The sequence below is a fragment of the Halonatronomonas betaini genome (assembly GCF_015666175.1).
Taxonomy (GTDB): Bacteria; Bacillota; Halanaerobiia; order Halanaerobiales; family Halarsenatibacteraceae; genus Halonatronomonas; species Halonatronomonas betaini.
Genome location: NZ_JADPIE010000003.1, coordinates 105,089 through 118,778, shown reverse-complemented (window position 1 = coordinate 118,778; position 13,690 = coordinate 105,089). Strand labels below are relative to the sequence as shown.

At 36.0% G+C, this 13,690-nt stretch carries 12 protein-coding genes; 1 reads left to right on the top strand and 11 read right to left on the bottom strand.

The genetic code is table 11. From position 1 onward, the window contains the following. Genes I0Q91_RS06005 through I0Q91_RS05975 form a run of 7 tightly spaced genes read right to left on the bottom strand, consistent with a single transcriptional unit; the run spans position 1 to position 7,225 of the window. Positions 1–996, bottom strand: a complete 996-nt coding sequence (locus tag I0Q91_RS06005) for an aspartate-semialdehyde dehydrogenase (RefSeq protein WP_270453520.1) — start codon at positions 994–996, stop codon at positions 1–3. A gap of 21 nt (positions 997–1,017) precedes the next feature. Further along, the gene (gene dapB, locus I0Q91_RS06000; RefSeq protein WP_270453518.1) at positions 1,018–1,809 is read right to left on the bottom strand and encodes a 4-hydroxy-tetrahydrodipicolinate reductase; all 792 of its coding nucleotides are present in this window, start codon (positions 1,807–1,809) and stop codon (positions 1,018–1,020) included. Beyond that, entirely contained in the window at positions 1,790–2,764 is a 975-nt protein-coding gene (locus I0Q91_RS05995; protein WP_270453516.1) for a DMT family transporter, read from the bottom strand. The genes dapB and I0Q91_RS05995 overlap by 20 nt, the downstream gene beginning before the upstream one ends. Then, the gene (locus tag I0Q91_RS05990) at positions 2,764–3,912 is read right to left on the bottom strand and encodes a THUMP domain-containing class I SAM-dependent RNA methyltransferase (protein WP_270453515.1); all 1,149 of its coding nucleotides are present in this window, start codon (positions 3,910–3,912) and stop codon (positions 2,764–2,766) included. The genes I0Q91_RS05995 and I0Q91_RS05990 overlap by 1 nt, the downstream gene beginning before the upstream one ends. Continuing rightward, positions 3,909–4,526 (bottom strand): bifunctional nicotinamidase/pyrazinamidase, encoded by a 618-nt coding sequence (pncA, locus tag I0Q91_RS05985; RefSeq protein ID WP_270453514.1) that lies wholly within the window; start codon positions 4,524–4,526, stop codon positions 3,909–3,911. Before pncA ends, I0Q91_RS05990 begins: the two co-directional genes overlap by 4 nt. 28 nt (positions 4,527–4,554) lie before the next feature. Beyond that, positions 4,555–5,916 (bottom strand): glutathionylspermidine synthase family protein, encoded by a 1,362-nt coding sequence (locus I0Q91_RS05980; protein ID WP_270453513.1) that lies wholly within the window; start codon positions 5,914–5,916, stop codon positions 4,555–4,557. Continuing rightward, on the bottom strand, positions 5,894–7,225 hold the full coding sequence (locus I0Q91_RS05975) for a glutamate-cysteine ligase family protein (RefSeq protein WP_270453512.1): 1,332 nt from the start codon (positions 7,223–7,225) through the stop codon (positions 5,894–5,896). The genes I0Q91_RS05980 and I0Q91_RS05975 overlap by 23 nt, the downstream gene beginning before the upstream one ends. Positions 7,226–7,365: 140 nt before the next feature. Between I0Q91_RS05975 and I0Q91_RS05970 the strand changes: the two genes are divergently transcribed. Then, positions 7,366–7,719 (top strand): YlbF/YmcA family competence regulator, encoded by a 354-nt coding sequence (locus I0Q91_RS05970; RefSeq protein ID WP_270453511.1) that lies wholly within the window; start codon positions 7,366–7,368, stop codon positions 7,717–7,719. 69 nt (positions 7,720–7,788) lie between these two features. Here the strand turns inward: I0Q91_RS05970 and I0Q91_RS05965 are convergent, their stop codons facing one another. The 4 genes from I0Q91_RS05965 to I0Q91_RS05950 form a co-directional block, all read right to left on the bottom strand. Next, positions 7,789–9,024, bottom strand: a complete 1,236-nt coding sequence (locus I0Q91_RS05965) for a BaiN/RdsA family NAD(P)/FAD-dependent oxidoreductase (RefSeq protein ID WP_270453509.1) — start codon at positions 9,022–9,024, stop codon at positions 7,789–7,791. Next, positions 9,014–10,225 (bottom strand): MalY/PatB family protein, encoded by a 1,212-nt coding sequence (locus I0Q91_RS05960; RefSeq protein ID WP_270453508.1) that lies wholly within the window; start codon positions 10,223–10,225, stop codon positions 9,014–9,016. The genes I0Q91_RS05965 and I0Q91_RS05960 overlap by 11 nt, the downstream gene beginning before the upstream one ends. Positions 10,226–10,302: 77 nt before the next feature. After that, positions 10,303–11,316 (bottom strand): LacI family DNA-binding transcriptional regulator, encoded by a 1,014-nt coding sequence (locus tag I0Q91_RS05955; RefSeq protein WP_270453507.1) that lies wholly within the window; start codon positions 11,314–11,316, stop codon positions 10,303–10,305. A gap of 16 nt (positions 11,317–11,332) precedes the next feature. Continuing rightward, positions 11,333–13,681 carry a glycosyl hydrolase family 65 domain-containing protein gene (locus I0Q91_RS05950; RefSeq protein ID WP_270453506.1) on the bottom strand — a complete coding sequence of 783 codons (2,349 nt, stop codon included), beginning with the start codon at positions 13,679–13,681 and terminating at the stop codon, positions 11,333–11,335. Positions 13,682–13,690: the final 9 nt, after the last annotated feature.

Here is a 13,690-nt window from a genome sequence, read left to right as displayed (position 1 = left end):
TTAGACCAGTTCTTCAGCGATCTGAACTGCATTTAAAGCCGCCCCTTTACGAAGATTATTGGCTGCAATATATAAGTTTAAAGCCTTTGGGTTTACTCTATCTCTTCTTATTCTACCCACCAAAGTCTCATCAATCTCTTCAGATAAGATTGGTTCAGGATATTCAGCTAACTCAGGATTATCATAAAGTTTTAAACCTGGAAAATTAGCCAGTAATTCTTTTATATCATCTATATTAAACTCTTTATTTAATTTCAAATAACAGCTCTCAGCATGGCCATAATAGACAGGAACCCTGACACAGGTTGCATTTAAATGTAATTCAGGATCTCCTAATATTTTACGGGACTCATTTAACATCTTCACCTCTTCATTGGAAAAACCATCATCATGGAAATAATCGATAGCAGGTAATAAATTAAAGGCAATTGGTCGTTCATAATATTTGCCTTCCTTATTACCAGATTCAAGCTGCTCTTTTGTTTCTGCCTTTAATGATTCTAAAGCTTTCTGGCCACTCCCAGAGACTGACTGATAGGTACTGACAACAACCTCATCCAGACCATACCTTTCAGCCAGTGGTTTTAAGACTAAAACAAGCTGAATAGTTGAACAGTTTGGATTGGCAATAATCTCAGGCCTTTCAGGAATATCTCCACTATTTACTTCAGGTACAATCAGTGGAATACCATCTTTTTGACGGAAGGCTGAAGAATTATCGATTACAATTGTATCACTATCTGCAATTTCAGGAATTATTTTCTCACTTATTCCTGAAGGCATACTTGAGAGCAGAATATCGCATTCCTTAGCTGCTTTAACAGTTAACTTTTCAATTTCAACTTCTCTATCTTTAAATACAACAGTTTTACCAGTAGATCTTTCACTGGCAAATAACCTGATATCTTTAAGAGGAAAGTTCCTCTCCTCTAAAATTTTAATGATCTCCTGGCCTACCAGACCAGAGGCACCTAAAACACCAATAGTATAATTCATAAATATCCTCCTTAAAACTCATTAATCCAACAATTTATCGAGTCCATAAATAAATCCTGATTTATCTTCAATCCTATCAAGGGCAAGTCGGACACCAGGCATATAAGAACTTCTGGAGATAGTATTATGGGTTAAAGTAAAGGTCTGGCCCTGGCCACCGAAAATAACTTCCTGTCTGGCCATTAAACCAGGCAGTCTAAGACTGTGAATTCTGACATTATTTTTCTCGCCGCCACGGACTCCTTCAATTGTATATTTTATCTCTTCTTCTTTTAGAAATGGCTCCGTCTTCTCTAATTTTTCAGCTGTGGCAATAGAGGTTCCAGAAGGAGCATCTGCCTTATTTTCATGATGGCCTTCAATAATCTCGGCTCTCGGAAAGTATTTACTTGCCTTAGAGGCAAATTCCATCATTAATACTGCCCCTAATGAAAAGTTAGGTATTAACATAGTTGTAGCTGATTTGTCTTCAGTATATGCTTTTAATTCCTGGATTTCATCTTCCTGCAGACCTGTTGTACCAATTATTAAATCAAGGCCTAAATCTAAAGCCTGTTTTAAGGCAGGTAAAAGCCCATCAGGAACAGTAAAATCTATCATAATATCTGGTTTTGTTGAAAGTACAGCCTCTTTTAAATCTGCAAATATAGAAACATCTGTAGCCTTAGACAGACCGGTCAGCCTTGATAGGTCAACATTTAAGTTTTCCTCGGCCAGGCCAGCAACAAGTTTATAGTCAGAATGGCTAATTATCATGGAAGCTGTCTCAACACCCATGCTACCAGTAATACCTCTAATTAAAATTCTTTTCATAATTTTCACCTCTATTAAATTTTTTCTCTCTTTTTTCTTTAACTCCGAAATAATTAGTACCCCAGACCCCTAGAATTATCATTATAGCTCCAATAATCTGTGGTCTGTAAAATGGCTCATTCCTTAAAAAGACACCGGCAAAAATAGAAACAACTGTAACCAGGTTAGCAAAGATGGCTGCTTGAGAAGCCGGCAACTTTGATAATGTAAAATTCATCATAAAAAATGCAACAACAGAAGATAAAACCCCTAAATATGTAACGGCAATTAGAACTTCAGACAGTGTAAACATTGAGATATATTCTGAAAGGCCGCCATCATGGAGTCTGATACCGATTATATTAAATATAATTGCTCCTGTATAACACATAAAAAATGTTATCTCGACAGGGGTATAGTTAACAGAAATAGACCTGGAAACAATATTATATAAACCTGCAGAAATAACTGCCCCCATCAATAAGAGCAGTCCGATTAGATGGCCTTCAGTCGAAGCAAGCTCGCCCTGAAAAGAAACAATCACACCAACACCTGACACTGACAGAATTATAAAAAATAGCTGAAGTTTACCAGGTATCTCTTTTAGAAAAATTGCTCCAAAAATAGCAACTGCAACCGGTATTAAAGAAATCATTAAACCGGCCTGAGACGATGTTGTCATCTGAATTCCTGTTACCTCAAAGGGAAAATAAAGGGCTGGTTGAAATAGAGCCACTAATAGTAATGGTCCTTTCGCCTTTGATAATATATTTATCTCAATAAACCCTAAGCCCCAGAAAAAAGTCATTGTAAGTGAAGCAATTATAAATCTAAAGCCTAATAAATGAAATGGATTTAAATATTCCAGGGCATCCTGGGAAAACATAAAGGAAAAACCAAAGATAATGCTGAATGTCAGCCCTGCTAAATAGGGTAAAACCTGGCTTTTATCACCAGATTTATTCTGTTTCCCCATTAATAATCACTTCCATCAGATGGTGGCCATGGACCATAATACTGATAAAACTGGCATTCCAGGCCGCCATTATATAATTTTCTCCTTTTACTTGCTTCTTTACCGAAATACTTTTCGAAATCCGGGTGGGCAGTCAGGATATAAAATGACCAGGTGTCTAACGGTAAAAACTTATTACCCATTAGTTCATATAATTCCCTGACCTCATCCTCAGCCATTCTTTCACCGTATGGAGGGTTAGAAATGATATAACCATATTTGCGGTTTGTTGAAAAATCAGCAAGTTCCTGCTGCTGAAAATGAATCATCTCTTCAACTCCAGCCCGTCTTGAATTATAGATAGCCTGTTTAACTGAGCGCTGGTCCTGGTCATAACCTGCCAGCATTCTAGGCTCGGCATCTGTCCAGATCTTATCTCTGGCTTCAGTCCTCATCTCATCATAAAGATTTTCTGGCAGAAAAGCCCAGTCTTCACTGACAAAATCTCTATTTAAACCTGGGGCTATTTTTCGAGCCATTAAAGCAGCTTCAATCAGAATAGTTCCTGAACCACAGAATGGATCTATTAGAATTCTATCTCTATTCCATTTGCTAAGGTAAATCATGGCTGCCGCAATAGTTTCCTTGATTGGAGCAGGACCGGCTTCCTGTCTATAACCACGCTTATGGAGTCCTGTCCCACTGGCATCAAGGGCAATAATAACCCTATCTTTATTAATCATAAAATTAACTGGATAGGTTTCTCCAGTCTCTGGTAGACGCCCCTCACCATATTTACTCTGTAATTTATCAACAATAGATTTCTTAATAATTGATTGACAGGCCGGGACATTATGGAGCTGAGATTTACTTGATTTACCTGTAACCGGGAATTTACCCTTATAAGGAATTAGATCCTGCCATTCTAATTCATTAACCTGATCATAAAGTTCATCAAAATCCCTGGCAGTAAATTCTGCTAATTTTAAATAGACCCTTTCAGCTGCCCTTAAATGAAGATTAACCCTGGCTAAATCTTCAGCAGTACCTTCAAATTCAATCCGGCCATTCTTAACCCGCTCAACATTATAATTTAATTTTCTTAATTCCTTTTTCACAATAGCTTCAACACCAAAAGTAGTTGAAACCATAATTCTTAATTTATTCAAATATATCTCTCCTTAACTTTTACACCTTTTGCAATCATTTTATCAATAGCATTTTCAACATCATTTTCCTCTGCATTTACTCCTTTAGAAGCTTCTAGAATAAGTTCAACATCAAAGTCGGCCTTAATGCCATCCAGGGCAGTATAAAATACACAGACATCTAAAGCAAGTCCAACCAGAACTATTTTTTTGATATTAAGCCCCTTAAGATATGCAGCCAGTCCTAAATCAGTGCCATCATTATCTCTAAAAGCCGAATAACTATCTACTTCCAGGTCCTGTCCCTTCCGGATAATAAGGTCAAACTTATCAGTATCGATATCCTGGTGAAATTCTGCCCCATGAGTTCCCTGGACACAGTGATCTGGCCATAAAACCTCTCCTAAACCTTCGAGGTTGCCTTTATATGGAGAAAAGGGCTCTTTATCGTGATTTGATGCAAAACTGGCATGATTTTCAGGATGCCAGTCCTGGGAAGCAACAATTGTCTTGAAATCTCCCTCTTTAAGCATCTTATTAATGGTAAAATTGATCTGACTTGCACCTGCAACTGGTAATGCACCTTCTTCATAGAAATCATTTTGAAGATCAACACAGATTAATGCTTCATTCATTATCTGTTAACCTCCTTAGATTATTATCTTACTCTGATTTTGAGACAATATAAGTCGGAACTGTAAAGCATTCATAGCTGGAACCGATAATTTTTTCTCTTCCGGCCCGGTTATAAATACCATGAACCTGGCCATCAAATACATATAATCCTATTTGATAATAATAGAGGTCTATACCTGTTTTGTCATTGTCAATTGAGATCATCTTTCTAGTTGGTGGCTGACAGTAACTCTGACAGAGATATGGTTTACAGACAGCGTCATCTACAAACTCTTCCCAATCATTCTGATCAGATTCTTTGCCTAATTTTATACCTTTACAGGCAAATCCATCATCAGGCTTTAAAATATAATCATTCTTTTGTGACTTGATCTGCTTTTTTTCAATAGTAGCTTCAGTTAAAAGGCAGGTTTCAGGAATATGGTCAGCTATAAATTGGAGATCAGATTCATCAAGGAAATCAACATATTCTCCAGTACTTAATATCTGGAAGATAGCTTTATTATGAATTATCTGAGACCGAAAACTTCCGAACATGCAGAATTTACCCTCTTTATAGGCTGACAGAAAGTCCTGTATTTCATCAAAATGATCAAATAATCTACTGGTTGTTGCCCGTCTATAGACAAAATCTACCCTTTTGTTATTATAATATAGCCCATCGTCTTTATTTTCAACATCTCTCGGGTCTATAATATAAGATAAAATACCTCTTTTATCAAACCAGCGCTGGAATTCTTTAAATTCACTGATTGTACCATCCTTGCTAAAATCAACGATACCAATGACTGGTTTATCTTTATTAAAATCTACTTCTGGATGAGCTTTATTGCTTAAAAACTCATTATACTTTTCAAGCATAATATCTATCAGGCTATCAAAGAGCTCAAACCCTTTTAACTCAAGGTTATTATCCTCTTTAAATTGAGTAACTGCAGCACTATTAGCAACTATCTCCTGAATACCTCTGACTTCATTCATTGCTGAAGTTCCATCTGTATTAAGCTCACAAAATTTAATAGAGTCCTGATAGTAAAATAAATCAAATCTGGCCACAGGATAGGGATTGCTATAACCTGGTTCAAGTAAGATATATTCCTCCATCTCCTCGGAAAAAGGAAAATATGAACGGAATTCACTATTATTAATATACCTGGCAATCACCTTATATAAAATTTCATTGAAATGGTAAACCAGCTCTTTCAACCTATTCCACTCGGTTCTGTCGAGCATAAATGGATGATATAAAAATGGGACTGGCCTTCCTTTATAACGAACTGAACTGGCTTCTAATTCTGGCCATAATTTATTTTTAAAGTCATCTAGAAATTCTTCTTTATTATTTATAAATAAGTCAAGATATGCATTATTTAAACTTTCTATATCCATCTTTAATATCACTCCCAGGAAGAACTAAAGAATAATCAAGATCATTTTTTAAATTACCGGTATTACCAGTTGCTTTTCTTGGAGGCAGATAATCCTTTAAATAATTTTTTAAGTATAAAAGATAGTTCTGATCACTCTTTGAAAGACCCTGTAATGACCTTTCTATTAAGATATCAAGCCAATCCATCATCATAATACTGTCATTATAAGGCAACTGACAGCCCTTTTCTGTTATTGCTTTAAGAGCTTTCTTTACTTGTGCAGTCGATGTCTTTTGAACCTGTTTAAAGAAATAATCCAAATTACGCTGATCATAAAAGATCCCTTTTAATAATGCCAGATAGCCAAGTGCCAGTGGTAGAGGAAATGAATCTGCCATCCTGATCTCTAAATATTCCTTTAATCTAACGTCAGTAAAGGAAAAAGAGAGCATTAGCTCAATATCTTCAGCTGTTAATACTTCCTTATTGAATACCTCTCCAAATGTAAGTTCAGTCGGTTCTGGTTTTTCTCCTGCTGGATCAACAATTGCCGGTAGATCAACTATATATTCAGCATAATCTTTATATGTAAAGTTTCCTTCGATTGATTTTTCTAAAATTCCGCAACGATCTGCATCACAATCATTCCAGATCTTTGCTCTAACAGCATATTCACTGGTTCTTTTACCCTCAAAAATCGGGGTATTATCCAGGGTAGCATATATTATTGGACTTAACCAGCTGGCAACTGCAAACTTTTTAGAAAAATCTTCTTCGCTGCTATAATCCAGACTAATCTGGGTTGATGCTGTTCCTAGCATCATATTATGAGCCAGGTCCCCTCTTTTTTTGAAGTGGTCAAACATCATTTTATATCTCTTTTTAGGAAGAATCTTTAATTCGTTAATTTTCGTAACAGGTTGGTAGCCCAGGGTAATTAAATTATAATTATTATCTTTAAGAATAGGTTCCAGATCATTAATCATAGTATTATAGGTTTTTTCAATTTCCCTGATAGAATTTTTAGGGCTGAAGCTAAATTCTATCTGGCCACCTGGTTCTAAATTTATTTCATCATTATTCTTATTTAAACAGATAATATGCTTTTTATCATCGCCTAAATTACAGACCTGCCAGGTTGAACCAGCCAGCCTGCTTAATAAACTTGCAATCCCTTTATCACCATAATAATGAACTGCTCTTAAATTATCATTATGGACTAAAAAATGTTCGAATTCAATTCCTAATCTATAATCCTGTTGGTCGGTCTCATTCTGTTTAAAGTGAGCAAACAGTTGTTCTACATAAGCCTCTCTATGATTTGCCATGATTTCACCATCCATTTAAATGAGTAAAGTCTTTGTTGATACTATTTCATTATACAATCTATCTATAAATTTATCAATTTGACACTAAATATTATTAATGTTATTATTGTTTCAGTATTAAGCAAGTGAGGTGAGTATTAATGGCATTAATCGAAAAAGCAGAAGCATTAGCTGACGAAATTGTTGAATCCAGTGAATTTAAAGAAATGAAGAGAGCTGAAAAAAATATCACTGAAGATGATGAAGCTAAGGAACTTATGGAAGAATTTCAGTCTGCCCAGCAGAGAGTCCAGATGGCTCAAATGAATGGCCAGTCTCTTGGCCAAGATCAGCAGAAAGAAATCCAGAATCTTCAGGCTAAGATGCAGTCCAATCCTAAAATCAGTGACTTTATTGAAGCTCAGCAAAATTTCTCTAAAGTAATGGAAACAGTAAATCAGACTATTAGTGAAGCTATTGAAAACAGTGAAGCTGGCTCAATTATTACTGAGTAATTTTTTTTGAATATAATTTTAGTTTAAGTCGCAGGCAGAAGCCTGCGATTTTTTCTTTTTTTAAGTAATTTATTTTTCAAGCCCGGCCAGATAACCTGTTGAAAATGCAATTTGAAGATTATGGCCTCCTGTAAAGGCAGTTGGTTCTAATACTTCTCCTGCAAAATGAAGTCCTGAAATTAATTTTGATTCTAAATTAGCTGGATCAATTAAATCTACTGAGACCCCACCTGCAGTAATAATAGCCTCATCCTGACTACCAATTCCAGTTACTGATAAAGTAAGCTCCTTTAATAAACCTGCCAGATGTTTTCTCTCTTCAGCATTTATCTGATTGGCATTTTTTGTTGAGCCAATTGAAGAGAGCTTGACAATAACCGGTCTTAACCAGGCTGGAAGCAGGTTATCTAAACTATTTTTAAAGAACTTATTGCCCATCTCTTTAAATTCTCTTTCAAGTCTGGCTTCAAGCTCAGCCATTGTAAGGGCAGGTTTTAAATCTAATTTTACTCTATAATTATTATATGGCTCTTCCATAAAACAACTGGCTTCTAAAGCCAGAGCCCCTGTCAGCCTCTTCTTTTCAATGATTAATTCTCCTCGCTGATGATATAATGGTTTTCCTGAATCACGGGAAAATAATTTTAATTCGATATTCTTTAATTTAAGGCCAGCCACCTTTTCAGTCCAGTTATTTCTAACTTTTATTGGTACCAGGGCTAAACTCGGCCCGACTATCTCATGACCGGCCATAGCTGCCAGCTTATAACCGGTACCATCAGAACCAGTCTCAGGATAGGTTATTCCTCCTGTTGCCACTATAACTTTATCGCCATTAATCTTTTTATCATTATCTAAAATTACTCCCTTTAAATCACCTTTATCCAGCCAGAGAGATTTAACATTATAGCCTGTATTGATTTCAATTCCAGAACGTTTCATCTCCTCAACTAAAGCATCTCTTACCTGTGAGGATCTATCTGATACCGGGTAAACCCTCCTGCCTCTTTCTTCTTTTAGTTCAACACCAAGCTCATTAAAAAATCGCCAGGTATCAGCAGGGGAAAAGCTATATAAGGCACTATATAAGAAATTATTTGCCATAAAGACCTGACTATCGATAATTTCTCCAGGTTCATAGGTAGAAGTTAGATTACAGCGACCATCACCGGTTAAAAGAAGTTTTTTGCCAAAGTTATTATTTTTTTCTAAAATTCTAACTCTGGTGTCTGAAGTTTTAGCTGTTAAAGCTGCCATCATACCAGCAGGCCCACCACCAATAACAATTATATTCTTATTGGCCATCTATATCTACCTCCAGATTTGCAAATCTATTAGACATAAGGTCTTTTAGCCTTATCAGGGCTTCTTCAATATTATATCTCTGGGTTGCTAAATTCATTCTGAAAAATCCTCTGCCACCTTTGCCAAACCAGTGACCAGGCTCAAGTCCTAATTTAGCTTCATGAAATAATAAGTCTTCTAATTCCTGATCAGTCAGGCCAGTCTTTCTAAAATCTAACCAGACTAAATATGTACCCTCTGATTTTATTAGTTCAATACCTGGAATCTTTGCAATACTATCACTTACAAGTTTATAGTTATCTTTTATATATTTATTTTGACTTTCAAGCCAGTCTTCGCCATCTTCATAGGCTGATTTTAAAGCTGTTAATCCCAGTGGATTTAAAGCTGGTTGAATACCCTCTGCAGCTTTTTCAAATCTCTTTTTATAGTTGGTATCAGGTATAATCGCATAGGCTGTAGCCAGGCCTGCAATATTAAAGGATTTACTCGGGGCTGAGATAGTAATTATTTGCTCTCGCATATCAGGCCTGATTGCTGCCAGTGGCTGATGCCCTCCATTATAAACAAAATCAGCATGAATTTCGTCTGAAATTATTAATAGGTTATATTTATCTGCTATAGAAAGTAGTTTATTAAGTTCATCTGGCTTCCAGACTCTGCCAACTGGATTATGGGGATAACAGAAGATTAAGGCAGATGTGCCTGGATTTTCGTTAATCTTTTTCTCCAGGTCAATCCAGTCTATCCTATATCTCCTGCTGCCATTTTCTTCTCTTAAGACAAGCTGATTTTCCAATAAAATATTGCCGCTGTTTTTAACAGCTGAGAAAAATGGATAATATACTGGAGGCTGAACGATTACAGAATCACCTGGTCTTGTAAAAGCCCTTAAGGCAATATTAATTCCAGGTACAACTCCTGAAAGTAATGTAATCCAGTCAGATTCTATATCCCAGTTATATCTTTTTTTATACCAGTCGACAATCACATTTTTATATTCTTCTGCTGGATAAGTATATCCAAAAACACCATGCTCTACTCTATCTTTTATAGATTCAATTATCTCCGGGGCAGTTTCCCAGTCAGAATCTGCAACCCAGAGAGGAATTATATCTTCTCTATTAAAAATTTCATCAACTTTATCCCATTTCACTGATGAAGTTCCTTTTCTTTCAACCTTTTTATCGAAATTATACATAAGTATATCTCCTCCTGCAACCTATTATAACCTATATTATCATATCTTAAAAGTCTAATATAAAAAACCACCGACTTTTATGTCGGTGGAGTTCCGCTACTTTCTCTAATCTTTAATTCATGGGGGAGGAATTCCTTTAATTTGCCAGGATCTTCTCCATCAATAATTTTATTTAAGAATTCCATGGCCTGATACCCCATATCATAACCGGACTGATGAATAGTTGTTAAAGCTGGTTTAACATAACTTGATAATTCTATATCATCAAACCCTACAATAGATAAATCTTCAGGAATATTATAGCCAAGCTCTTCAGCACCTCTGATAGCACCTATTGCCATTTTATCATCAAAACAGAAAATTGCCGTTGTTTCTGGGTTATCTGATAATATTTTTTTAGCGGCTACAGAACCGCTTTCAAAGGAGAAATCTCCTTCATAAATTGGGACTGAATTAAAATCTATCTGATGTTTTTGAAAGGAGGATTTAACTCCTTTGATTCTCTCACCACTTGTCACTAAATCTGAATAAGTACCTCTAATTATTCCAAATTTACGGTGACCTAAATCGTATAAGTAATCGATAACATCTTCAGCTGCTCTTGTATTATTGACACTAATACAGGGGATTTCATTATCATTAACATAACCAGAGGCAAAGACGGCTGGAATACCTTTGGATTTTATCTCATCAAGCAGATTATTATATATACTTGCAGTTATAATAATTAACCCATCGACTCTTCTCTGATTCAGGATATTTAAATACTTAAGTTCCTGTTCTAACTCTCCTTCTGAATCTCCGAAGATAAGGTTAAAACCATGAGCTTTTGCTGAAGCCTCAACCCCTTTCAATAATTTCATTAAAAATGGGTTATCCATCCCTGCTCCAATCACACCTATTAAACTGCTGCAGTTTGTTCTTAAAACCCTGGCAGATTCATTGATCTGATAATTTAATTTATCTATAGCTTCATTAACTTTTTCAGCAGTCTCTTCTTTAACTAAAGAGCTATTATTGATTACCCGGGAAACTGTAGCAGGTGAAACACCTGCAAGATTTGCAACATCTTTTATAGTAACAGCCAACATAATCGCCTCCTCCAGACTAGCGGCGAATTTTTCTAGTGATACCAGGTGCTATATTTACAAATTCTTCGCTAACCTTTAAATTAATTTCCTCATTATTATTTTCTGAGGCTGTCATTATAATTGTATCAGTTTCAACTCTAATAGTTAAGTCTTGATTCGACAATTTTAGATTAAATTGATAATAATCCCAGGCTGCTGGTATTTCAGGTTTAAAAGCAGCTTTAATCTCTGGATAAATACCGTTTTTTTCATCTTCAATAAAGTGGAGACCGGCAAAACCAAATGTTAATACCTGCCAGGTTGCCCCACAGGCAGCTGTATGAATTCCGCCGATAAAAGTACCCCCACTGACAGCTTTATTGGTGTTTTCTAAATCTATTGAAGCTGAATGGATCAATCTCTCCCTGGCTTTTTCTGTTCTGCCCTGTCTGGCTTCTTCGATCGCATAGGCTGAAGGACTTAATGATGAGCCATGCTCAGTTCTAGGAAGATAATAGTCAAGGTTTTTTTCTTTAACTCTATCGCTAAAGAGTTCAGGCTGGAGCCAGAATAACTGGATCAGATCGGCCTGTTTAATTACCTGGGTATGATGGGCTACTCCATTTGGCCAGCCCCAGTATTCACCAGGATCCTGAAGCCTCTCCTCTAATACTTCAGGGGTTGTATCCTCTAGCTGAAAATAACCGTCATGCTGTTCAATTAGACCGGTTTCTGGATCTGGCTCTGGCTTTTTAATTAATGCAGCCATCTCTTTCCAGTTCGCCACTTCTTCATCCTTTAACTCGATTTTCTCTTTTAATACTGCCAGTCTATCAGGATAATCTCGCTCCATAATTTTATAAATCTTTAAGGCTTTATCTAAAGCATACTTACTCTGATAGAGTGTAAAGACGTTATTATCAACATTTTCATGATATTCATCCGGGCCAAGTAAACGGATCAATTCAAATTCTTTTTTGTTTTTATTAAAATGGGCTCTGGAATATAAAAACCTTGCTATTTCAAATATTATCTCACTACCATAATCAATAATAAAGTCAATATCACCGGTAGCCTGGTAATAATGCCAGACTGTATAGGCTATATCCGGTGAAACATGGATCTGCCAGTCATTAAAGTGATTTCTTATCTTTCTACCTGTAAGTACATCTTCAAAAAAGAAATCAGGGCAGAGCTCTTCACCGGTTTTACCGGAAATCCAGGCATAAAAAGCACCTTTATAACCTAAATCCTCTGCCTTCTTTCTGGCCCCAGGAAGGGTATGGTAACGATATTTAAGAATATTTTTTGCTATTTCTGGCTCAGTATAAAGGTATACTGGCAGGTTAAAGATTTCCTGATCCCAGAAAGCAGCTCCCTGATATGCCTGACAGGAAAGGCCTCTGGCGCCAATTGGAAGCCTTTCTGAATAGGCAGGAGTAGCTATTCGATTATGATAGAGATTGAAGTTAATTAAGGCCTGGTCTTTAACTGAACCACCTATTTTAACTCCCCATTTATTCCAGATTTTATTCCAGTTTTCTAACTGATTTTCAAATAAAAGCTTAAAGCCGGATTCTTTAGCTTCTTTTACTATTTCCTTTGAATCCTGCAATGGATTATTCCGCTGATTGGAGTGGGTCACTGCCATATACTGTTCTAATTCTACTGGTTGATTGGCCTCTAAACTTAAATCAAACTCCAGCAGATATTTATTATCCTCATTAATAAGTTCTATCTTTTCTTTAGAGTTATTAGCAATATTTAATAAAGAGGATACTGAAAGATTAATATTACTCTCAACAGTAGTGGCTAAAATTGATAAGAGTTTATCCTGATTAAATTCTTTAAAATCTTCGAGATGCTTGCCATTTAAATCCCAGCATTTCTTATCGATACCGGCCTGAATCTTAATTCTTACATCAGTATCTGCAATTATTTTATAGTTTGCCAGGATTAGTTCTAATTGCTCCAGACTGGCAAATCTATTTGTTTCAAGGATAAAATTTGTATCGTTTAAATTAAATTTTCTTATAGAATTATAAAGGCCAGATCTTAAATCAAGGGATCGTCTAAGAGATTCATTTTCAGAGGTTACATCAGGAAATTTTGCAAGAGGCTGGCCATCAACAATGATGTTAAAATAAAGACCATTGGGAGCATTGACCAGCTCTCTCCACTTTCCATCTGCCTTATCATAGGTATCTGAAACTATACAGCCACTAAATTCTGTGGCTTCCCAGTTTGCTTCAATTCCTCTATAGCCTAAATATCCGTTTCCAATTAAGAGATTACTGCCACTTGGAATTATTAGATCTTCAGTAAAATCAACTTCGATTATCTCCTGTCCTGTCTTTGTACTATATCTATTGGTCAATTCATGCATTCAATTCAC

Bases quoted from the DNA above. Each gene is read 5' to 3' on its own strand.
- I0Q91_RS05955 (WP_270453507.1), bottom strand. From the start codon at position 11,316: ATGTTGGCTGTTACTATAAAAGATGTTGCAAATCTTGCAGGTGTTTCA.
- I0Q91_RS05960 (WP_270453508.1), bottom strand. From the start codon at position 10,225: ATGTATAATTTCGATAAAAAGGTTGAAAGAAAAGGAACTTCATCAGTG.
- I0Q91_RS05975 (WP_270453512.1), bottom strand. From the start codon at position 7,225: ATGGCAAATCATAGAGAGGCTTATGTAGAACAACTGTTTGCTCACTTT.
- pncA (WP_270453514.1), bottom strand. From the start codon at position 4,526: ATGAATGAAGCATTAATCTGTGTTGATCTTCAAAATGATTTCTATGAA.
- I0Q91_RS05980 (WP_270453513.1), bottom strand. From the start codon at position 5,916: ATGGATATAGAAAGTTTAAATAATGCATATCTTGACTTATTTATAAAT.
- I0Q91_RS06005 (WP_270453520.1), bottom strand. From the start codon at position 996: ATGAATTATACTATTGGTGTTTTAGGTGCCTCTGGTCTGGTAGGCCAG.
- I0Q91_RS05965 (WP_270453509.1), bottom strand. From the start codon at position 9,024: ATGGCCAATAAGAATATAATTGTTATTGGTGGTGGGCCTGCTGGTATG.
- I0Q91_RS05995 (WP_270453516.1), bottom strand. From the start codon at position 2,764: ATGGGGAAACAGAATAAATCTGGTGATAAAAGCCAGGTTTTACCCTAT.
- I0Q91_RS05950 (WP_270453506.1), bottom strand. From the start codon at position 13,681: ATGCATGAATTGACCAATAGATATAGTACAAAGACAGGACAGGAGATA.
- dapB (WP_270453518.1), bottom strand. From the start codon at position 1,809: ATGAAAAGAATTTTAATTAGAGGTATTACTGGTAGCATGGGTGTTGAG.
- I0Q91_RS05970 (WP_270453511.1), top strand. From the start codon at position 7,366: ATGGCATTAATCGAAAAAGCAGAAGCATTAGCTGACGAAATTGTTGAA.